This is a genomic window from Natrinema gari JCM 14663 (genome assembly GCF_000337175.1).
Lineage (GTDB): Archaea > Halobacteriota > Halobacteria > Halobacteriales > Natrialbaceae > Natrinema > Natrinema gari.
Genome location: NZ_AOIJ01000051.1, coordinates 1 through 20930 on the forward strand (window position 1 = coordinate 1; position 20930 = coordinate 20930).

Here is a 20930-nt window from a genome sequence, read left to right on the forward strand (position 1 = left end):
CCTAGCAGACATCGTTTACAGCTCGGACTACCCGGGTATCTAATCCGGTTCGTGACCCGAGCTTTCGTCCCTCACCGTCGGATCCGTCTTCCTGAGGCGCTTTCGCCACCGGTGGTCCGTCCAGGATTACGGGATTTCACTCCTACCCCGGACGTACCCCTCAGGTCTTCCGGTCCCAAGCCACGCAGTTTCCACCGGACGCCCGCGCGTTAAGCGCGCGGATTTCCCGATAGACTTGCGTGGCCAGCTACGNGGTCTTCCGGTCCCAAGCCACGCAGTTTCCACCGGACGCCCGCGCGTTAAGCGCGCGGATTTCCCGATAGACTTGCGTGGCCAGCTACGGACGCTTTAGGCCCAATAATAGCGGTCATCACTTGTGCTGCCGGTATTACCGCGGCGGCTGGCACCGGTCTTGCCCAGCACTTATTCTACGACCACCTTACGGTCGTGAAAAGCGAGGACTATATGCCCTCGCACTCGGAGTCCCCTTATCGCACTCGCGTGCAGTGTAAAGGTTTCGCGCCTGCTGCGCCCCGTAGGGCCCGGTATCTTGTCTCAGATACCGTCTCCGGGCTCTTGCTCTCACAACCCGTACCGATTATGGGCACGGTGGGCCGTTACCCCCCCGTCTACCTAATCGGCCGCAGCCACATCCTATGGCGCCGTAACGTTTCGCGTTCGTGCCACTCCAGGCGATGAACGCTATTCCGCATTAGCCTCAGTTTCCCGAGGTTAGTCGGATCCATAGGGTAGTTTGGCCACGTGTTACTGAGCTATCTGCTACGAGTCTCAACTCGTGCAACTAGCATGGCTAAATCGGACTCCAATAGCAATGACCTCCGGCAGGATCAACCGGAATGCTATCTGTACTCTCCCGTGATGGGAGAGGGTCTGTTGGCGGTGAATGTTCGTACACACTCACACAATGGTCCACGTTCGATGACACGGATCGTCGACCGATCGAGCGTCACCGAACTACCAAGGCTAACATCAGATTCCATCTGTACGGCGGACCGCAGGGGTGGAATCCTCATCTCGTGCGGATGTATTCGTAGTCCCTCCGGGGTATATAACCCCTTCGGACCGGACCCATCCGAGATGACGGAGCGAGTTGAACGCCCCGCCGATCACGTCGTCTTTCGCGTTCATATCCAACTTNCCCATCCGAGATGACGGAGCGAGTTGAACGCCCCGCCGATCACGTCGTCTTTCGCGTTCATATCCAACTTCCCTCGTACATATAAGGGCGTCGGATCGCGCCGCCGGAAACCGCATCCGGCGAGGGCTTCCGCGTACTCCGAACGACGATCCCCTATCATATAAGGGCGTCGTATCGAAACGCCGCCGGTCGGCGTCAGTCGCGTTGGATCCGAGTGCCTCGAGATGGACGGCAACGGAGTGGTCCGCTGCCGTCTCGAGGGCGGATATGATGCCTACCTCCGTGCCGGGTCACGGCCGGAGGGAACGTGGCGGCGTGCGCCACGTCGTTCGCATTACAATCGAATGCCCGGGACACATATAAAGCCGTCGGACGAGATCGGCATCGGAACCCGATACCATACCACGGTTTTGCCCGAGATCGTCGTGGCAATGACACTAATAAATGCAGCGGCTGCTCGAGCGAGTCGAAGCGCCGTCTCGAGAATGTCACGCGGGCGGAGGTCGGCCGGTCATCCCGCCCTTGTAGGGAGTCGGACCGAATGATACCCGCGTGCTCGCACTCGAGCGTGCACGCGGATGAAGGCTTCGTGTCGCGGGCCAACGGACGGGGGCAACGCATCGATGCCGATAAACCACGTGCGTTGCAAGAGGGAGACGAATGGTCCGGGACCCGTTCGCTTCGGAGTCGACGCCATCCGCAGAGGAGATCTGCTCTGCGCTGGACGATCCCGACTGCCGCGAGATCATCCGCAATCTCGAGGAGCCAATGACCGCGTCGGAGCTATCGAATCGGTGTGAGATTCCGCAGTCGACGCTGTACCGGAAACTCGAAGTGTTGACCGAAGCGACGCTGCTCGAGGAGTCGACCGAGATTCGACAGGACGGCCACCACGCGAGCAAGTACTCGATCGCGTTCGACGAAATCACGCTCGGGTTGGATGAGGAGCGGTCGCTGACGGTCCAGATCGAACGGCCGGCGCGGACGGCGGACGAACGGCTCGCGGAACTGTGGTCGGAGGTGCGAAAGGAAACATGAATCCATTGCCCGCCGGCTCGGCCGAGACGATGTTCGCGCTGGCCGTCGTCAAGACGCTCGTGCTCACGGTTGGGAGCATCATCACCTACTTCGCGTTCAAGGCGTATCGTCGAACTCGACAGCCCGCATTGGGCTATCTCGCTGCAGGGTTCGGTCTCGTCACGCTTGGACTGGTGCTCGCCGGGATGTTGTACGAACTGCTCGATGTCGGGCTCGCGACGGGGATCTTACTCGAGAGCCTACTCGTGTTGGCCGGCTTTCTCGTGATCGCGTACTCGTTGTACGTCCAGTAAGCGTCAATCTCGAGTTCGTCGGATCGCCACCGCTGGCCATGGGACAGTGTGTGACGTGGCTCGGGTCGGATAGGAATCGACACAGCCCGGACGAACGGAAGTACCGAGGGTTCTATTCAGAGATCGGGGCCTGGTCCAGTGCTCGGACTACCGGTTGAGCGTGTGAATCGCGTGGCCGAGCGCGTTTTCGGCGGCTTCCATCACTGCCTCCGAGAGCGTCGGATGCGTATGAACCGTCGAGGCGACGTCTTCGAGGGTCGCGCCGAGTTCGATCGCGAGGCCGAGTTCGGCGATCAGTTCCGAGGCTTCGGGGCCGACGATCGCGGCACCGAGGACGTAGCCGTCCGCGTCGTCGGCGACGATCTTGACGAAGCCGTCGGAGTCGCCGGTGGTCAACGCACGGCCGCTGGCCCGGAGCGGGAACTGACCGGTGACGGTCTCGAAACCGGCGTCCTCGGCCTCGGGTTCGGTCATCCCGACGGTCGCGATTTCGGGGTCGGTGAAGACAGCCGCGGGCATGGCCTGGTGGTCGATTGCTGCGGGTTCGCCGGCAATCACCTCGGCAGCGACCTGCCCCTCCGCACTGCCTTTGTGAGCGAGCATCGGTTCGCCGGCGACATCGCCCACGGCGAAGATATGTTCGATGTTCGTGCGTGCGCGCGAATCGGTTTCGATGAACCCGCGATCGTCGGTCTCGACGCCGGCTTCCGCGAGGTCGAGCGTGTCCGAGACCGGCTGGCGGCCGACGGCGACGAGGACCTTCTCGGTGTCGAGTTCGAGGCGTTCGTCCGCGACGGCTTCGGCGCTTCCACCGTCGGCGGTCACCTCGTCGGCCGGGTCGGCGATGACTCGGATCCCGCCGTCCTCGCGCTTGTCCCAGTCGGATGCGGTGTAGCCGAACTCGAAGTCGATCCCGAGATCGGTCGCCCGTTGTTTGACGGGGCGTTTGAGATCGTCGTCGTACCCCGGCAGGATCGAGTCGAGCATTTCGACAACGGTCACGTCGGTCCCCAGCTTGGCGAAGACGCCGGCGAGTTCCATCCCGATGTAGCCGGCCCCGACGACGACCAGCGAGTCGGGGACGGAATCGAGCGCGAGCGCCTGTTTGGAATCCAAGACCGGTTCGTCGTCGAACTCGAAGTTCGGGATCTGGATGGGCCGCGAACCGGTTGCGACGATCGCGTGTTCGAACTCGAGCGTCTCCGAGCCCTGCCCTTCACCGCTGTGCGAGACGCGGACGGTGTTTTCGTCCGCGAAGTGGGCGGTGCCCTCGAGTAGATTGACCTGATTCGCCTTGCAAAGTTTCTCGACGCCGCTCGTGAGTTGGTCGACGACGCCGTCTTTCCAGTCCATCATCCCGGCGAGATCGATCGCGGGGTCGGCGTGAATCCCCATCTCCTCGGCGGAGGCGGCCTCGTGGGCGATATCCGTCGCAGTAATCAGGGCCTTCGAAGGGATACACCCGTAGTTCAGGCAGGTCCCTCCGTAGGCGTCTTTCTCGACGAGCGTGACGTCCAGATCGAGTTGCCCGGCGCGGATCGCGGCCACGTAGCCAGCGGGTCCGGCACCGATTACCAATACGTCCGTTCCAGTGGTGACATCTCCAACGACCATTGTTCAATTCGGATGGACGTTCCGAAGCATACTGTAGGTGTTCCTTGGCGACGGACCACCGAGCGTCGTTACTCCGATTCGGTTCGATCGACGAGCACTGTATTCTCGCCGAGCGTCGTCTCGCCGAGCGCGAACTCCCGTTCGGTCAATCGGCTGTTGATGCCCAGGAACGTGTCGCCCTCGAGACTCAACTCGTCGTCGATTTCGACGACATCAGCGCCGACGTGGGCCGGTTTCCCGGAGGAGACGATCGACTCGATCGCGGCCAGTTCGTCGTCGGTTTCGAATGGCCCACAGAACACGGCAAACGACTGTGGACCGGACGCGGGAAGCGGATACTGGCGGCGAACCGATTCGCGGTCGATACACGCGAGGTCGTCGTCGTCGATGAAGAACAGGCGGTGGCCCGACGGCGTATCGCCGACGGTGCCGTCGCCGCCGTCGGCCGTCGCCGTCGGTGGTGTGGGCCTGCCCCCGTCGACACCGCTCCCGCCATCGTCGTCGAAGCCGCCATCACCCGGCGAGGATGCCGCTGCGGGAGTCGCCGACGCTGAACCGGTATGGCGGAGATAGAGTTCGAGCATCGACTGGAGGCCCGCTTTCGTGCCGCGTCGTTTGTACAGCGCCGGCGCTCGAGAGAGCAGTTCCCGCCGTGCGTCCTCGGGCCAGTTCTCGTCGGTCTCGACCGCGAGCCACTGCTCGAGCCACGAGAGGGCCTCGCTCGGAACGGCATCGGGGTCGAAGTAGCGGCCGATATCGTCGATTTCCGCCTCGATATCGGCGAAGACGGACTCGAAGACGGAGAGGTACTGTTCTAAGAACGCGGCCGAACGATCGTCTTCCTGATAGAGTTCGGGGAGGTATCGAAGGTACGACTGGCGCGGGCAGAACGCCGTCACGGAGTCGACACGCGGCGATGACTGCGGGCTCCCGTCGAGTTCGAGCGCGACGAACAGGTATCGACCGACGGCGTCCCGCAAGAAGACGTCGTCCGGGTTCAGCGAGTCGACGGTCGTCCAGTGGACATCGGCGTGTGCCGCCAGCGCGTCGATCGCTGCGGTCTGCCACGCGTCTACGTCCGACCGGAACCGGTCCGGCAGCGCCGCTGTGAGCCGGTCGCGGTCGCGACGGGCAAGCTCCCAGACGGAGGTGACGCCCAGCTCACGCAGCGAATCGGCCGCGTCGGCCGATATCGCATCGAGGTCTGCAAAGTCAGCGTCGCTGGGCATCGGGTGGTTCGTCGCGAGATATCGGACTCGGACCTGCGTGCTCGCGGTCAGCTGGGAGAGTTCGAGCGCGAGGCGGTGCCACTCGGTGTCGTCCGCGCCGGAATCGTATCGGTGGAACGCGTCGCCGACGTGGCGGTCCCGCCGCGGATGGCGCGCATGGCGCTGTCGCTCCCGGAGCAACTGGCCGGAGCCGTTCGAACCGGTAACGGCATACAGCTCCCGCCGGTCGTCGGGTGCGGTCGGTCGAGCAGCGAGGGTCCGACAGGACCGGTCGAACCGATGGCGTTCACGGAACGTTCCCGATTCGGGGTCGCGCTCGAACAGGGCTGGCAGTTCGTCCTCGAGTCGGCCGGCGACGAAGAGCGTGTCGTCGACCACCGAGAGCGCGGTCGGGGAGAACTTGGTGCCCGCTGCGACGAACTCGGTATCCGTAATCGGGAACCGGTCGTCGGCGTCGTTGTCCCCGAACGTCCGGACGTTCGGGTCGCCGTCGTTACGGTCGAGTACGTATCCGCGGCCGTCCGCACCGACGGTGAGATCGGTCGGGTCACCGAGCCACCAGTCGATAGTCAACTCGGGAGCCCCATCCCGGCCGACGGTCCGGATACGACCGACACCGTCGAGGAGGTAGAGGCGGCCCCCACCGTGAGCGATTCCGATCGGGTCGGTCGCGTCGGTCTCGATGGTCCCGATCGTGCGCTGGAGTTGCGGCGCGATGACGGTAATGGAGCCGTCGGCTCCGTCCGCGATGAAAGCCCGGTTGTCGTCGACACAGAGTGCACACGGATCGTCGACATCGCCGGCGGAACGGGTCCACAGACGTTGTGTGATGTCTGTCGTCGGATCGTGACGATAGAGCGATCCCGACGTGTGCAGGCTGTACAGATCGCCGTTCGAATCCATCGCTGCGTCGACGACAGCGTCGTCGATCGCCGATCGCTCGATAGAAACCGTCGTCGCCAGGCCGATCCCCTCCTCGCGGACGTCGACGTTTCGCCCGATCCACTCCTGCCAGTCCGTGGTACTCATCGTCGTCGCGTATGAAAAGTCCATGAGTTAGGCACCCCTGTCGGTCGAATCGGTCTGGATCGAGAGATCCGTCGTCACGTCTTTGACGGTGAACAGCGAGGTGTCGTCGATCCGGACGGTCCCGTCGTCGATCGTTGCGCCGCCGTGGGCGACGATCGTGACTTCGCTGACTCGGTCTATCACGTCCAGTTCGGCGATCCGATCGACGAGTTCCGAGCGGTGCAACGCCTCGCCGAACGGCCATCCCGTTCCATCATGCCCCGTAAGGGGATGGATGTACTCCTCGATAGCCGTCCGAACGGCGACATCGTGGCCACCGCCGGCGTATCGAGCTCTGGCCCGACCAGTAACCGAGATATCGAGGCCGACGTACCGTGGCCCCATCACGCGGACCCGATCGCTCAGCAGTTTCCGGTCGCCGATATGCTGCCTGACGGCGCGCAGGAACCCCTCGCTCGGTTCCGGCATCCCCACGTCGGGCGGCGCGAAGGGGACGACGACGACGGTGATCTCGCCGTCCTCGACGAGCACGTTCGTCCGGCCGATCCTGAGCCCGGGCGTGTGCGCGGCGACGTATCGGTAGTCGTCGGCAGTGATCGCCCGGTACGGAATCCGGCGGTCGCGTCGCACCCGGTCGAGCGCGTCGTCGATGGTCTCCCTGGCAGCGCCCCCGGTCGCGGCCGCCATCGGTGTCGCCTCGATATCGCTCCCGTCGATCGGACCCTCGAGCGAGATGTCGGGATCGGCGAGATGCCAGATCGTCTCGGCCGGAACGTTTCCGGCCTCGCCGCCGCCGGCAACATAGTCGGCGACGACGGTGGCATCGGCGGGCGGAACCCGGCCGCGATTGCCATCGCCGAAGGTGACGGTTCCCGCCTCCCGGTCGAGGAGGAAATGTCTAGCGTCGGGCCCGGAGGCATCGAAGTCGGGAACCGCCTGCCACCGTTGCCCGTCGACGAACACCGTCGCGGAGAGCACGGGCGACCGCTCGAAAGCGTACGTCTGGCCGTCGAGCGACGGCGTCTCGTGGGGACGGCCGACCTGTGTCAGCGATTCGTCGCGGACCGACACCCGATGGCTGACCGAGACGACGTTCGGCTCGATAGCGTCGAACTGCGGCGGGATTTCGTGTCCGGCCGTCTCGAGACGACACCGGAGCCACGGTCGGTCCGACGACCGGACGGCAGCCGGCGGATCGGGCGTGTCCGCGCCGCTCGTCACCGCCTCGTCGTCGGGCAGGCCCAGTTCGATCCGGCCGCTCCGATAGAACGCGTTCGTCCCGTCGGCCGCGACCGAAAGCCGGTGCCACGCGTCGTCGTCCCCGCGGCGGTACTCCCAGACGGGTTCGACCGAGGGTTCGAACAACGACTCGAGCGAGCCGTGGGTCGCCGGCTCCGGGAGATTAGCCTCGTGATAGCTGACGGTCAGGGTCAGCGTCCGGGCGTGTGCAAAGGGGTCGCCGTCGAATCCCAGATAGCAGGCGTCTCCCGCGGCCGCGTCGGCACCGAACGCGCGGTAGAACATCCCGTCGGTCCGGTTCGCGTGCGTGTTGTCGGTCCGGCCGCTATCGGTCACCGTCAGCACGCGCTCGAGGGTCGCCGCAGTCAGCGTGACCGCGTGATCGGTCTCGAACCGGTAGCTGGCGTCGGCGTCGTTGGTATCGGTGACCGAGAACTGCGTCCCGGCGGGGAGTCGTCCCCACGCAGCGTCGGTCGGCAGCGACAGTCGCAGACGCGTCGACGCCGGTGTCGGTGGCCGTCGACGCTCGCCCATCAGCGCGAGGTACTTTTCGCGGTGATCGTCGGTGACCCTGTCGAGTTGATAGACGTACGTTTCGGTCAACCAGGCGAGAACCTCGAGGATCGTGATTCCGGGATCGTGCGGATTGGCGTCGGTCCACTCGTCGGCGTAGGCTGGGATGAGGTTCGTGGCCTCCGACAGGATCTCCTCGTAGGTTCTGTCGTCGAGTTCCGGAACGTCAATGCCCACGTCCATCACCCCCAGCCGGTCGCTGGGTACGACGGTCGGATCGGAGTGCGTCGATCACGAGCGACCCGCCTCCATCGTGACTGCCACGTCGTGAGCCCCGCTGCAGACCAGCACGTCCGACGGGAGTGGTGGCCCCGTCTCGCGCTCGGACAGGGAGCGTTGCTCGCCGCCCACCTCGATCGTCGCATCCAGATCGATCACGTCAGCGACGTGGTCCGCACCGTCGACGAGATCAGCCAGCGCGTCGACCGACGGGGCCTCGCCGAAGGCCCACCCGTTGCCCCCGTTGCCGTCGAGGGGATGCAGGAACTCGTCGAGCCGTCGTTCGATCGCCGCCTTCAGCAGCGAGACACTCGTGCTGTCGGCCATGGATACCGAAACCGAGACCGATAGCTCGGCGTAGCTCGGTCCGCGGACGACGATCCGGGACGTTTCGGACTCCACGAGCGAGGCTGGCGCACGGTCGCGGACCGTCTCGCGAACTCGTTGTTTGAGTTCCATCGACGGCACCGGTTTCTCCCGCTGTGCGTGGGGAACGATCAGGAGGGTGACGCTGCCGGCCTCGGCGGCTCCATCCGGATCGCACTTGACTTTCGACAGTTCGCGAAACGCCGCGTTCGCGACACGTTCGTAGTCGGTCGGCGTAACCGCTCGATCTCGGTGTTTGAGTTGGTTCGTGGTTCGTTCGACGAGCGCGTCCCTGGACTCGGCATCGGCCCCACCGTCGGCGGGCTTCGGGTTCGAGACGTCCTCGGCCAGCGAGATCGAACTCTGTAGATCAGTGATCGTATCGGCCGCGACGTTGCCGTCGCGCCCGCCGCCGGTCGTGTACGTGACCGTGATGTTCCCCTGTCCGGCCGGCGGGATCCGGCCCCGGTTGCCGTCGCCGAAGCTGACGGTCCCGTCGATCCTGTCGACGACGTAGTGGCGGTCGTTCGCATCGGACTCCAGGAAGTCCGAGACCTGCTGCCATCGGACCCAATACTCCGTCACGTCGCCGCTGGCGTCGGTGACGCGTCGAACATCCTCGGGCCGCTCCGAGCGGAGGTCGCGTCGTTCGCTAGTCGACACCGTCTCGGACTCGTCAACCCACACGTCGACGTCGATGACCGGCGCGTGGGCACACGAGAACGATTGCTCGTGGGTCCCATCGCTCGAGCCGAGGACTTCGTCCTCAATCGTCCGCGTGTTGTAGGCCCACTGCGTGTTCGGGTGCAGTCCGTCGAGGGTCGGCGGGGCCGTGGTCCGGTCCCGAGGCTGATCGGCCTCGGGGGCCGATCGTGCCGACCCCGAGCCGTCGATCGGTCGTCGGTCGAACTCGTCTTGGGTGACCCGGACGCGGATCCAGTGGCAACGCCGACCGAAGCGGTCGAACGCGGTCGTCTGTTCGGGGAAAGTCAACTCGACGATGCCACGCTCTGTCAACCCGCCGGTCCGGTCCCGGACGGTGAGTTTCGACCACTCGTCGGCGTCGGGATCCACACAGTACTCCCAGCGCATGCCGGGATCGAACGAGCGCGGATAGGTGACGTCCTCGATCGGGACGAAAAACGTAAGCGGACCGTTTCGAAGCGTGTCGTCGAACCCCAGATACAGCGTCTGCGTGTCATCGGGAAGTTCGTCGAACGGCGAGATCGGCGATTCGCTCCCCGCGAGGTCGCCGCTGATGGCGGCGTTGTTGCGCGCTCGAATCGTCTCGAACGGTTGCATCCCGCGGTCGTAGTGGATCGAAATGTCGCCGAAACAGGGCGGATCGGGCGAGTTGACGACCGAGCCCCGGGTGCCGGCGTCGGTGACGCCGAACGACGGTTGTCCGTAGTTTCCACTGACCAGCCGAGCGCGGACCCAGACGTTTTCGTGGCCGGACACCGCCGTCGGTTCGATGTCCTCGGGAACGGTAAAGCGAACATGGCCGGCCCGCCGAAGCGTGTTCGTCTCGTCCTCGAGGACGGTCAGTCGGTTCCACCCGCTGCCGGTCCAGTACTCCCAGGAGAGTTCCGGCGGCCCGCCGAGCACCCCGACCCCCTCGGCCGTCGATGTCCCGTCGGCGTCGGTGTCGATTTCGTCGGGCGTGTCGGCATTGGCCACGGCATCGCGTTCGTCGGCGGCCGGTTCGGCGGGCGAATCGAACCGCACCTCGACGACCCCGCCACGCTTGGTAAAGGCCTCTTCCGAGGCGATATAGAACGTCGCCGGCGGTTGGGGCAGCCGACCGAGCGGCCGAACGTCCCCGTCGTCCGTCGAGAGCGGGACGTCGTTCGAACGCAGCGAGTCGGGCGAGAGTCCGTCCTCGCTCGGATCGCGGCCGACGCTGGCCGAGATCGATTCCAGGTGCAACGAGAACACGTCCGGATCGGGTTCGTCATCATCGATCCGACACCGAAGCCATCGACTTTCGACGCCGTCGACCGCGTGTTCGACCGGCGTTCCGGGAAGCCGAAACCGCAACTCGAGCCGATCGCCGTCGCCGGACCGCGAGGGGGACGACTGGAGCCGTTCCTGGAGCAGATCGAGCCGAATCGCGTCGTCGGCCGCCTCGTCGTCAGTCCACTCCTCGAGTCGGTGCCATCCCTCCGTGCCGTCCTCCTCGCCGTAGTACTCCCAGACGGCGTCGGTCTCGAGGACTGGATTGTCGGTGGCCATCTCGGCGGTGATCGTGATCGGCGAGCCCGGCTCGAGCGTCAGCAGGTCGCTGTGTGCCAGATAGAGCACGTGTTCCTGGATGGTGTCGCCGGTGAACAGCTCGACCGGTTCGTTGGCGGTTCGAACGTCGCCGTGGTCGACGATGCGATCGGCGGCGGGATCGACGGAGAGCACATCCGTCAGCGATGCCCCAGTCGCTTCGAACCCGTCGTCCTGTGGAATTTCGAAGATCTGATCGGGTCCATCGCTCGGTTCCGCGACGGCCTGTGTCCCTCCGGGGATCGCAACGTTGCGATCGATATCGGCCGAGACCGAAAACGTCAGTGGGAGCCGTGCGGCCTGGGGCGGCCGTCTGTCGAACCCGAGCGCATCGAGGAACGCGATTCGGTGTTTCGACGGGACATCGTTCAGCCGCCGGATAACGTCGGCACCGAGCTGGGAGAAGATCCGCAAGAGCACGGTGGCGTTGTCGTCCGTCGACGGGTCCCACGATTCGGTGTACTGATCCGCGAGGGTCCGCAACTCGGCGTACAGTTTCTCCCGGTCCCTGTCGTCGACGACCGGTGGCCGACTCATCCGTCACCCTCCGTGATGTAGAACGGATACACCATATTCGAGAGGCTGTTGGTCGTTCGAACCCGATACTCGATGTCGATGAGGACCTTGTTCGGCGCTTCGGCATCCGTTCGAGCATCGATGTCCTCAATGTCGATCCGCGGCTCCCATTGGACGAGCGCCTCGCGGACGCTGCTCTCGATGAGATTCAGCGTCGCCGGCGTCGCGGCCGAAAACACGTGGTCGTGGATCTCACAGCCGAATTCGGGTCGCATCACTCGCTCACCCTTGGCCGTTCCGAGAATGATCCGGATCGACTCGCGGATGTCGTCCTCGGCCTCGGACGTGCGGACCGAGCCACGGGCATCGGTCTCGACCGGAAACGACCAGCCGGTTCCGAGAAACTCGTCGGACATGAGTCAGCCGATCATGACCGTCGAACACCCGCTCGCGATCGTGTTGGGCGGTCCGCTCTCGATGATCGTATCGCCCATTCTCGCCGCGGGCATCTTGTTGATCAGAACGCTCGTACTCCCTTTGGTTACGGTGCCGCCGACGTGGGGTACGGGTCCGGTCGTGAGCGGACACGTATGGACGTCCGCCAACGCTCGCCACGCGGGCCGCTTCCCGATCAGGACGTTCGGACTGCCGGTCCCGGCCAGCGGCGTCCCGTGTGCCGTCTGATCGCCGACTCTGGCTGCTGGTTGCATTTGACTCTATTTTAATTCAAGGTAATTAGTTTCCCTTTAACTTTTACCATCCCGGTCCCATCGACATTGACCATCGACCCGGAGAGCGCGAGTTTCGCCTTGCTATCGACGTTGACCGGGCCTTTCCCCTTGATCTTGACGCCCTTCTTGCCCGTGATCTCCACGGAGTTCCCATCGAGGGAGATCGTCGATGCTGAGAGTTCGAGGTCCGATTTCGCGTCGATCGCGACCGACCCGCTGTCGGAATCGATCGTAATGCTGTTGTCGTTGGACTCGTCGCTGATCCTGATCGTCTCCGAACTGCCCGAGTCGTCGATCACGATCTCGTTGCCGCCGGTCGTTCGAATCGTAATACTGCCGTCGTCGGCGTCGTCGAACGCGATCACGTGATCGCTCCGGGAGCGGACTTCACGGATATCGTTGTTCCCATCGCCGTTTTTCTGCGGTGGCTTCTGCTTGCCGTTCCACAACGATCCGATCACGAACGGCTTGTGAATGTCACCGTTCTCGAACGCGACCAGTACCTCGTCGTCGATCTCCGGCAGGAAGTAACTCCCGTACTCGTTGCCGGCCATCTCGGTGGCGATCCGCGCCCAGTGACTCTCGTCGTCGGCGTCGCGCCACGGGAACTGGAGTTTGACCCGACCGAGGTCCTTCGGATCCTCGTTGTTCGTCACGATGCCGACGGCGACGCCACGAATACCGCCGTCGTCTGCGCCGCCATCGTCGATGAATCCGGACGGCTTCACGAGGACACCTCCGTTACCTCGAAGGACGTCCGATAGCCGGCGCTTCCCATCCGGTGCGTGGCTTCGGTGACGTAGTAGTCGGCGGAGAATCGGCCACCCAGCTCCTCGAGTCGAATAACGCTGCCGGCCCTGATTTCGGGGGTACCGTCGGCCTCACCGTGACCGGTGATGACGCCGTCGGAGAATCGATTCAACTTCGTTTCGGCGACCCGTTTCGCTTCGTCCCGTGACATTGCTTGTACTCTGAAAACCTCCTTGTAGTTCGCGTTCGTGCTGCCGGCGGTCGCGACGATCTCGGATTTGTTCTGTTCGTCCCAGCTCCGGACCTCGACCGTGTCGATCTGAGACCGCTGTGTGATTTCGGCGTAGAAATCGTGCAGCGCCTCGCCGTACCACAGTTCGGCGACCGGACCGTCGCCGTCGCCTTTCGCGGATCGGGGGCGGAAGCGAACGGTGTCACGCTCGGCGTAGAACTCGAACCCGTAGGTCTCGGCCAACTGCTGGAGGAACCGGTAATCGCTCTGGCCGTCCTGAATCAGCTTTTCGCGTTTGATCGACGCGTCGGAAACGTCGACCGTCGAAAACGGGTACGACGACAGCACGTCCTCGACGGCCGTCCCGACCGTCTCCTCCGCCCAGGAGTCCGAGCGAGTGCCCTGCATGAGTTCCCAGAGCAGGCCGTAGCCCGACACCGTGACCGACGGCCCGCGGTCGGTCGTGAACTCGGCGTTGATCGAGCGGATGGAACCGGTCAACAGCGGCGTCAGCGTCCCGTCACCGCCGTACCCCATCGCTATCTTGACGTCCGTTCCGACCGCGAAATCGTCCCAGGTCAGACCGCTGAACTCCCCGAGTTCCTCGTCGAACGGGAAATTCAGGGTGAACGAAAACCGATCCGCGCCGTCGAGAGTCTGTCTCTTATACACATCTCTGANAGATGTGTATAAGAGACAGACTTTGAACCGCGGCGAATAGCGCGGCTGAATGTTCGTTCCGGTACTCATGACTACAGCGGGGGTAGTTCGAGTTTGTCGCCCGCCTCGATCGCGCGGGGATCCTCGATGTCGTTGTGATCGGCGATCGTCCGCCAGTGCGACGAATCGCCGTACTCCTCGGCGGCGATCAGCCACAGGGTATCACCGTCCGTGACCGTCCAGACTTTCGTCTTGTCCGTCGACTCCGGCGACACCTCGGATTTGTGATAATCGGCCGTCTTGTACTCCATGAACACGACGTTCACTCGAGCGCGGACGGGAACGCCGCTGGGCAGGAACTTCGTGAACTGCTTGTTCGCCCGCTGAACAAGGGCGGTGAAGTCGATTCCGTCGCCCCAGACGAACCGACAGACCGGCGGCGCGTGCAACTCGCCGTCGACCGACAACAGCGTATCGATGTGTTTCGTATATCGCTCGCGGACATCGACCCGCTCCGTGTTGGGAGACCCCTTCGAATCCAGTTCGTCGCTCGTATCGAAAAACAGCTCCATCGACAGCGTCTCCGCGTTCCCGTCGACGAACTGCATGATCGACGCCCCCGAGCCAGTCGCCTTCAGTTCGCCGTAGTTGACGCTCTTCTCGACCGTGTAGGCGTTCGGGTTGAACTTACAGTCGATCGTCTCGCCCTTCTGTTTCCCGTTCAGGATCATGATCTGGGCTTTCTCGAGCTTGCCGCCGCTGCTCATCTACAGCCCCCTCCGTTCGCGCTCGACCCTGATTTTCCGCTCGAGCTTCCGGTAGAGTTCCTGAACGGCGCGATCGACGTCGGCGTCGAACCGCGGGTCCGTCCCGGACGACAGATCGACGCTGTCGAACCGGTTCCGGCTGTGACGGTCCTGATCGGACCGACGACCACGTTGCGGCTCAGACCGCCGCTCCGAGGGGTGCTGGGGCCGGTCGATCGACGACCGATGTCGGTCGTTCAGTCCCGACCCCGTGCTGTCGTTCAGTCCCGTCCCCACGTCGTGACCGACTGTCGACCCGGGCTGGGCCGGTTCCTGGCTGCGTTCGGACCCGAATCCGGAGCGCGTCCGCGCACCGCCAGTCTCCCTTCGATCGGACGATCCGCGTCGCTCACGACCGGAGGCGTGCCCCGGTGTCGCACGACTTGCAGTCGATTCTCGAACCGCGCCGCTTGGTGTCGTCGAGTCGCGCGGCGTTGCGTTCGAACCGTTCGGTCCACCCTGGCCGACGGACGGCGCGTCCGTCGCCGACGACCGTCGATAGGTCAGCGACGGTCGATCTGACGCTGCACTCGTTTGCATCCCGTTCACACCCGTACGTTCCCCTGTTGATTCAATAGTATTAGTTGTTGGTTTATTTTTCGGGGCGTTCGGTATCCGAGACTGCCCCGACGCTGCCGATGTGGCCGCCGCGTCCGTCGTCGGATCCGACACGTCGTCTCGAGTCCGGAGCGAAAGCGACGAGGTAGCGACCGCAGTGCGACTACTGGGTACCCCGTCCGTCACAGAGGCTCCCGTCGACGGCCGTCGACGCATACGGAGACGTGATTCGAACCGTCGGCGCTCGCCCGCGATCCCAGCCGTGGTCGACGGCCGGTCCGACACGGTCGGCGCGAGAGCGTCAGCGTCGCCGTTCCCCGTGGCGGCCGTTCCGACCCGTGCTTGCCTCGAGTCAATAGCCTCGACGCGGGCTGGCCGCGGCGACGCGTCGGCCCGCTCCGCCGTCGATCCCGGACGGATGGCGATCGTCGGTGGTCGCGCCGGACGGGAGTCGGATCGGGAACTGGACTCGTCCGACACGCTCGCAGCGGCGGTGCCGGTGCGACCCGAGCGACGCGTCGTGTGAGACTTGCCCGACGAGCCGGCGGCCGTCGTTCGCAAAACGGAAAGCGGTGTCCGTCGGTCCGACCGAGGTGTCCGAGTAGCCGCTACACCGGTTGCCTCAGCCGTTGCAGTCGCCGTCGACTCGGGCCGCGGGCTCGTGTCGGGCGCAACGGTTCCTCGAGCCGATCGGGGACGCGACCGAGCGGCTGCCGCCGTGGTATCGACGCCCCGGCTCTTCGACGAACGCTGGAGCGTGGTCGAATCGGCTGCCGTCTGCGGATCGATTGGCGTCGATCCGGTGGCCGCTTCGGTACCGCGCCAGTCCCCCGAGTGGGGACGTGAACCGACACCATCGTTTCGTTCGGACGACGATCGGTCGGGAGCAGTTCGCTGAGCGTCGGTAACAGACGAGCGGTGGTGCAGCATCGGTTCCGGCGGCGAGGAGCCGGCCGCACTACCCCGATCGAACCCGGAGACCGCAGCGCGACCGTCTCGAGGCGACTGGGACCGCGACCCGGTCGGCTCGGTCACCGCCGGCGAACGATACTGGAGCGTTGTCGACCGCTTGCCGAACTCCGCGCCGAACTGGGAGTCGGTGTCCGCTGTGAGCGGCTCCGAACGAGTCCGTCGGCGCGGACTCGCGGAGACGCGAGACGGCGAGACGGCGGCGTTCGTCGAACGTGTGTGCGTCGTCCGGGTCGGCGGTTTCCGAACGCGAGCCCCGATATCGGTCGATCCGGCCTCAATATCAGCCGACCCGGCAGCGACACGGGTACGCGTTCCCCGTCCACTCGCCGACCCCACCGACGGCGACGCATCCGCTGGCGCTGCCGAGGCTGCGTCTGCGGCCGGGCCGGCCATCGATCTAGTAGTCGTTTCCCTACCGCGCCAGTCCCGCGAGCGAGGGCGTGAAACGGCTCCATCGTTTCGTTCGGACGGCGATCTGCTGGAAGAGGGTCGCTGAACGTCGGTAACCGACGGGCGGTGTTGCGGGGTCGATACCGGCGACGAACCACTGACCGAACTACCGCGATCGAACCCGGAGACCGCAGCGCGACCGTCTCGAGGCGACTGGGACCGCGACCCGGTCGGATCGGTCACTGCCGGCGATCGATACTGGAGCGTTGTCGACCGCCTGCCGAACTCCGCTCCGAATCGGGAGTCGGTGTCCGCTGTGAGCGGCTCCGAACGAGTCCGTCGGCGATGACCCGAGGTGACCCGAGACGGCGAGATGATGGCGTCCGTCGAACGTGTGTGCGTCGTCCGGGTTGGCAGTTTCTGAACGCGGGCCTCGAGATCGGGCGACCCGGCCACAATATCGGCCGAATGGGAAGCGGCACGGGTGCGCGTTCTCCGTGCACTCGCCGACCCCACCGACGGCGACGCATCCGCTGACGCTACCGAAGCTACGTCTGCGGCCGCATCGACCGTCGACCTGGTGGTCGTTCCGGAGTCGCTGACAGAGGTGTCGCCCGTCGGCCGTTCCCGCTCGCGTCGCGTCCGGGATGAGTCCGGTCTCGAGGGAGCCGGCCGGGCCGTCCGATCGTCCCGTCGGAGCGACGTTCCCCGCTCGGAACGCAGTCGAAGTACCGGCATCCGACTGCTCGAGTCCGGCGAGATCGCGCCTGTTCGATCACGTCGTGTCGTCCCCGAACCGAACCGATGGCTGCTCGAGGCGACCACTTCACCGAGCGCCGTCGGGTCGGGAGACGCGGACGCGGGTTCGATGGCAGCAGCGGACGGCTGATGCGTCCTCGAGATCGAGTGGAGCGGTGTGGACGGACTGCGGCCGTTCGATACCGTCACCGGCGTCACAGTCGTCACCCCGGACGCCGCGCTCGAGCGGGGTCGCTCGAGCGAACGCGTGTCCGTCTTCCCATCGTCAAATCGCGTCCGCGAGACCGTCTCCGTCCCGGACCCGTGGCGCTGAGAGATCGCATCGGGCGAGTCCGCAGCCACGGGCTCGCGCCGCGACGAGTGGACCGGCCCCGCGATCGGGTCCGAACGGGACGCGACTTCGGTTCCCCGTTGCGAACGGTGGGGGTGCTCGCGTCCCATCACTGCCAGCCGCGGTCCTCGCGAGTTCAGGGACGCGGCTCCGCGAGACTCCGCCGGCTCCCGCACCGGTGGCGCGACATCGAGCTCGGTCTCCCCTCGTGTCGGTCTCGTGGCCGTGACGGATCGAAGCGAATCGATACGCGTCGGCGCTCGAATCGGGCCCAGTTCGTCGCGTCGTGATGGGCCGTCCACTGCTGAGTGACCAGCCGGATTGGACGAGCGAGTGTCGGTCCAAGAGGGCACTGCCCCCTCTCGAGCTGACCCGTCGCTGCCGGCGCGGGCGGCAGTCACCGAAGACGGAGCGGGGGTTGTATCCGACGTTCGATCCCACTCCGGCCGGAGCGCGGCGGCGTGGCGGTCGGGCGAAGCCCCGATATCCGATCGACTTCGGGCCCGGCCGACGGCAGTGTGGGTTGCGGCCGAAAACCGCAGGCTCGAGTCCCCTACGTCGGACCGAAGCGACGACGAAGCACGAGCCCGGCGATTGGGTTCCGGTGATCCCATCTCGTCGGGTACGGTCCCCGAGTTGACCGCTACGGTCGAGTGACGATCGACCACGAGTTCCGACCCCTGACGGGCCGACTGCATCGCAGGGGGACGCGACGCCGACCGACGTTCGGTCGCAGAAACCCAACTGGAACCCGTCCGCACATCGTCCCGATCGGCGGTTCGTAGCGACGACGCACTCCGTGAAAGACCAGTGGTTTCCGATCCGAACGACCGGGTATCGGTAGTCGGCCCCCCTGACCTGGGCGTCCGGTCGGCACGACGATCGCCAGCCGGTCGGCCGCTCGCACTCGAGAACGCGCGGACCGGCGAGTTCGTGGCCCTCACGCGTCCGGTCGTCGTAACGCCGGGACTTGGACTGGGACTGGGCCGATAGTCGTCGACCACACGGGTGGGATCCGTACTCAGCGGTGGGGATGGGGTCTCGGAGACGGACGCGGTGTCCGGCTCGAATCGCCGCTGTCGCTCGGGCGACGGCCGACCATCGGCCGTGTGCGCGCCGCGAGCATCGGTTGCCAATTCCAGGGGAGGGTACTGATGCCGTCCTGTTCGGCTCGGAGCCACCATGGTAGGGGTCGCGGTCAACGGGGGGATTCCCCGGGCCACTGTTTCGTGCCCCGTTCGATCGGTCCGAGTCGAGGTGCGTGACTCTCGGGAGACGAACGCGGAACGCGAAGGCTCCACTGCAGCCGTCCCATCGTGAGGCCCGCGCAGGTCTGTCGTCGTCACCCGCGACTGCCGTGGGATCCGATCGGTACCCGACGTAATCACCGTCGGTCGATGGCGACGCGGTCGCCGCGACTGGACCGCGACCGCTCGGCCCGCGTCGGAGCCGGACAGTTGGCGATCCGCGCTGGCACTGACCGTGGTCGGGTCAGCCGTCCCCGGTTCGACCGGCTGTGACCGACTGCGGTGGGAGTCGAACCCGACTACTTCGTCGATCCGCATCTGCGATGGGGCGCGCTTGCGGCCGTCGGCTGAGACCGGCGACGTGGTCGTCTCGTCAGTACGCCTCTCGAGGCGACCGCTCGAGTCCGTTACGGTGGGACCGCGACCTACGCCCGTCCCGGTCGTCGGATCGATCGGACTTCGGGAGCGCGCGGGAGTCGACATCGAGGCCGCTCGGATCGGCGTCCATCCATCGTGTGCGGTACCGACGGCGGACTGACGGCGCGACGGCGTGGTCGAGCGCCCGCGATCGCGGGCGCTCGTCACGGTCTGGGTCTCCCGGTCTCGACGCTCCGTTCGGAGCGACGGCTGTTGTAACGGCTGGCTTGCGCTTTTCGCGGCATCAACGGCCGTCGAAGCCGGGGCCTCGGCCGGAGAGTTCCCTTCGTCGGGACCGTCTCGACCCGACGAGACACGACGGATCGACTGCTCCTCGGCCGTCGGCACTGGACTCGAGTCGGCCGCCGACATCGGGCGGCGATTATCGAGACGCGGATGACGGACTGGGCGTTGTGCAGTATCACGTGAGGGTGACGGCGGAGCCGTCGGAGCTGTCGACGGAACCGCTCGATCGACAAGCGCCGGCGGCAACGCGGACTTGCCGCGGACTGGGTCCTGATATCCAGCCGTTGTCACGTCCGCTGTCGTTTCGGTCGGCCGGCGCGAGACGTGTAGCGATGGCATCTCGCGGTCGAGCGACTCACCGTGACTCGAGGAGCGCCGTCTCGAGATATTCGGATCGAAACCGGTCACCGAGCGGCGACGCTCGGAACTGTCGGAGTCGGACAGAGTCCGCCGAGCGATCGCGTCCGCCCACGTGACACGTGTTGCGAACGTCCGCGGTCGGGTCGGCTGTCGTCGGGCGGTCCGGCCGGTCGATTGCTGTGGCCGGTCGTCATCGATCGGTCCCGATCGATCGGGCAGCGGTCCCGAGTTCGCACTGGTTGAACCCGACGTGTGGACGTTCGAGCGAGCAGCGACCCCCGACTCAACGTCGCCTCGTCGGTGCGGTCGCTTCGACGAGCGGATTCCGTCCCGCCGTTCGGGACCGTCGTGCTCGTGCGATGTCGCTTGGGCACGGTCTGCTGTCCGCGACCCGTGAAGCTGTGATCGCCTGTCGGACCGAAATACACGTTCCGTCGGCGATTGGGTGGCCGAGTCGGATACTGGTCCGACCGCATCGGCGGACTGGGACCCACGGCCCGACCGACCGGACTGCGTGAGATACGTGAACGCATTCTCGTGATGATCCGGCCGGGCGAACGGTGATGGCGAGACGATCGACAGCTCCGGGTCGTCCACCGACTCACCGTCAGGCGGAGCGACGGTGGGCGCGAGAAACGACAACTCGATCGGACTCCGTTTGCGCGCAATCCTGACACCGAACCCACCCACCAGTCGGTCTGGCGTTAGCGTTGCGATGGATGCGACGCTAGAGCGGAGTCGAGCAACCCCCGGCCGGTCGTCCAACTCTCCTGCCGTCGACGTACCCGCGCCCGTCGAGCGACCAGTCACACTGATCTCCCGCAGCGCCGTCTCACACTCGAGGTCGTCAATTGTGTTCATCACGGTTCGTCGAACCACTGCTCGCACTCATCAATAGCCAATTCATTTCCCCCTCCCACCA

General features: G+C 65.3%; 13 protein-coding genes and 1 rRNA gene. 4 read left to right on the forward strand and 10 right to left on the reverse strand.

Annotated features, from left to right (window positions below; translation table 11 throughout):
* A 16S ribosomal RNA gene (locus C486_RS21920) occupies window positions 1-859 on the reverse strand; the annotation flags it as partial.
* Window positions 860-1819: 960 nt separating this feature from the next.
* On the opposite strand from C486_RS21920, the gene C486_RS09870 reads away from it, so the two are divergent.
* Both C486_RS09870 and C486_RS09875 read left to right on the forward strand, forming a co-directional pair.
* The gene (locus tag C486_RS09870) at window positions 1820-2197 is read left to right on the forward strand and encodes a transcriptional regulator (RefSeq protein ID WP_008455655.1); all 378 of its coding nucleotides are present in this window, start codon (window positions 1820-1822) and stop codon (window positions 2195-2197) included.
* Window positions 2194-2490 (forward strand): DUF7521 family protein, encoded by a 297-nt coding sequence (locus C486_RS09875; protein WP_008455656.1) that lies wholly within the window; start codon window positions 2194-2196, stop codon window positions 2488-2490. Before C486_RS09870 ends, C486_RS09875 begins: the two co-directional genes overlap by 4 nt.
* A gap of 147 nt (window positions 2491-2637) precedes the next feature.
* Here C486_RS09875 and lpdA read toward each other — a convergent pair whose 3' ends face one another.
* From lpdA to C486_RS09920, 9 genes are all read right to left on the reverse strand, one after another.
* On the reverse strand, window positions 2638-4104 hold the full coding sequence (lpdA, locus tag C486_RS09880) for a dihydrolipoyl dehydrogenase (protein WP_008455658.1): 1467 nt from the start codon (window positions 4102-4104) through the stop codon (window positions 2638-2640).
* Between the two features lie 68 nt (window positions 4105-4172).
* Complete coding sequence (locus C486_RS09885) at window positions 4173-6362, reverse strand: phage tail protein (protein ID WP_241432489.1); 2190 nt, start codon at window positions 6360-6362, stop codon at window positions 4173-4175.
* A 27-nt stretch (window positions 6363-6389) separates the two neighbouring features.
* Window positions 6390-8357 carry a putative baseplate assembly protein gene (locus C486_RS09890; RefSeq protein WP_008455661.1) on the reverse strand — a complete coding sequence of 656 codons (1968 nt, stop codon included), beginning with the start codon at window positions 8355-8357 and terminating at the stop codon, window positions 6390-6392.
* 48 nt (window positions 8358-8405) lie between these two features.
* Window positions 8406-11570 carry a putative baseplate assembly protein gene (locus tag C486_RS09895; protein WP_008455664.1) on the reverse strand — a complete coding sequence of 1055 codons (3165 nt, stop codon included), beginning with the start codon at window positions 11568-11570 and terminating at the stop codon, window positions 8406-8408.
* Window positions 11567-11965, reverse strand: a complete 399-nt coding sequence (locus C486_RS09900) for a GPW/gp25 family protein (protein WP_008455666.1) — start codon at window positions 11963-11965, stop codon at window positions 11567-11569. The genes C486_RS09895 and C486_RS09900 overlap by 4 nt, the downstream gene beginning before the upstream one ends.
* A gap of 3 nt (window positions 11966-11968) precedes the next feature.
* Entirely contained in the window at window positions 11969-12259 is a 291-nt protein-coding gene (locus C486_RS09905; protein WP_008455669.1) for a PAAR domain-containing protein, read from the reverse strand.
* Window positions 12260-12270: 11 nt separating this feature from the next.
* Window positions 12271-13008 (reverse strand): phage baseplate assembly protein V, encoded by a 738-nt coding sequence (locus tag C486_RS09910; protein ID WP_008455671.1) that lies wholly within the window; start codon window positions 13006-13008, stop codon window positions 12271-12273.
* Entirely contained in the window at window positions 13005-14012 is a 1008-nt protein-coding gene (locus C486_RS09915; RefSeq protein WP_049910383.1) for a phage late control D family protein, read from the reverse strand. Before C486_RS09915 ends, C486_RS09910 begins: the two co-directional genes overlap by 4 nt.
* 2 nt (window positions 14013-14014) lie before the next feature.
* Window positions 14015-14689, reverse strand: coding sequence for a CIS tube protein (locus tag C486_RS09920; protein ID WP_008455675.1), 675 nt, complete (start codon window positions 14687-14689; stop codon window positions 14015-14017).
* A gap of 2443 nt (window positions 14690-17132) precedes the next feature.
* Between C486_RS09920 and C486_RS09945 the strand changes: the two genes are divergently transcribed.
* Window positions 17133-17537, forward strand: a complete 405-nt coding sequence (locus tag C486_RS09945) for a hypothetical protein (RefSeq protein WP_008455686.1) — start codon at window positions 17133-17135, stop codon at window positions 17535-17537.
* Between the two features lie 27 nt (window positions 17538-17564).
* Window positions 17565-17720, forward strand: coding sequence for a hypothetical protein (locus tag C486_RS21320; RefSeq protein ID WP_160164295.1), 156 nt, complete (start codon window positions 17565-17567; stop codon window positions 17718-17720).
* Window positions 17721-20930: the final 3210 nt, after the last annotated feature.

Excerpts from the sequence above, each read along its gene's own strand:
- C486_RS09870 (WP_008455655.1), top strand. The coding sequence starts at position 1,820 with ATGGTCCGGGACCCGTTCGCTTCGGAGTCGACGCCATCCGCAGAGGAG.
- C486_RS09875 (WP_008455656.1), top strand. The coding sequence starts at position 2,194 with ATGAATCCATTGCCCGCCGGCTCGGCCGAGACGATGTTCGCGCTGGCC.
- lpdA (WP_008455658.1), bottom strand. The coding sequence starts at position 4,104 with ATGGTCGTTGGAGATGTCACCACTGGAACGGACGTATTGGTAATCGGT.
- C486_RS09885 (WP_241432489.1), bottom strand. The coding sequence starts at position 6,362 with ATGAGTACCACGGACTGGCAGGAGTGGATCGGGCGAAACGTCGACGTC.
- C486_RS09890 (WP_008455661.1), bottom strand. The coding sequence starts at position 8,357 with ATGGACGTGGGCATTGACGTTCCGGAACTCGACGACAGAACCTACGAG.
- C486_RS09895 (WP_008455664.1), bottom strand. The coding sequence starts at position 11,570 with ATGAGTCGGCCACCGGTCGTCGACGACAGGGACCGGGAGAAACTGTAC.
- C486_RS09900 (WP_008455666.1), bottom strand. The coding sequence starts at position 11,965 with ATGTCCGACGAGTTTCTCGGAACCGGCTGGTCGTTTCCGGTCGAGACC.
- C486_RS09905 (WP_008455669.1), bottom strand. The coding sequence starts at position 12,259 with ATGCAACCAGCAGCCAGAGTCGGCGATCAGACGGCACACGGGACGCCG.
- C486_RS09920 (WP_008455675.1), bottom strand. The coding sequence starts at position 14,689 with ATGAGCAGCGGCGGCAAGCTCGAGAAAGCCCAGATCATGATCCTGAAC.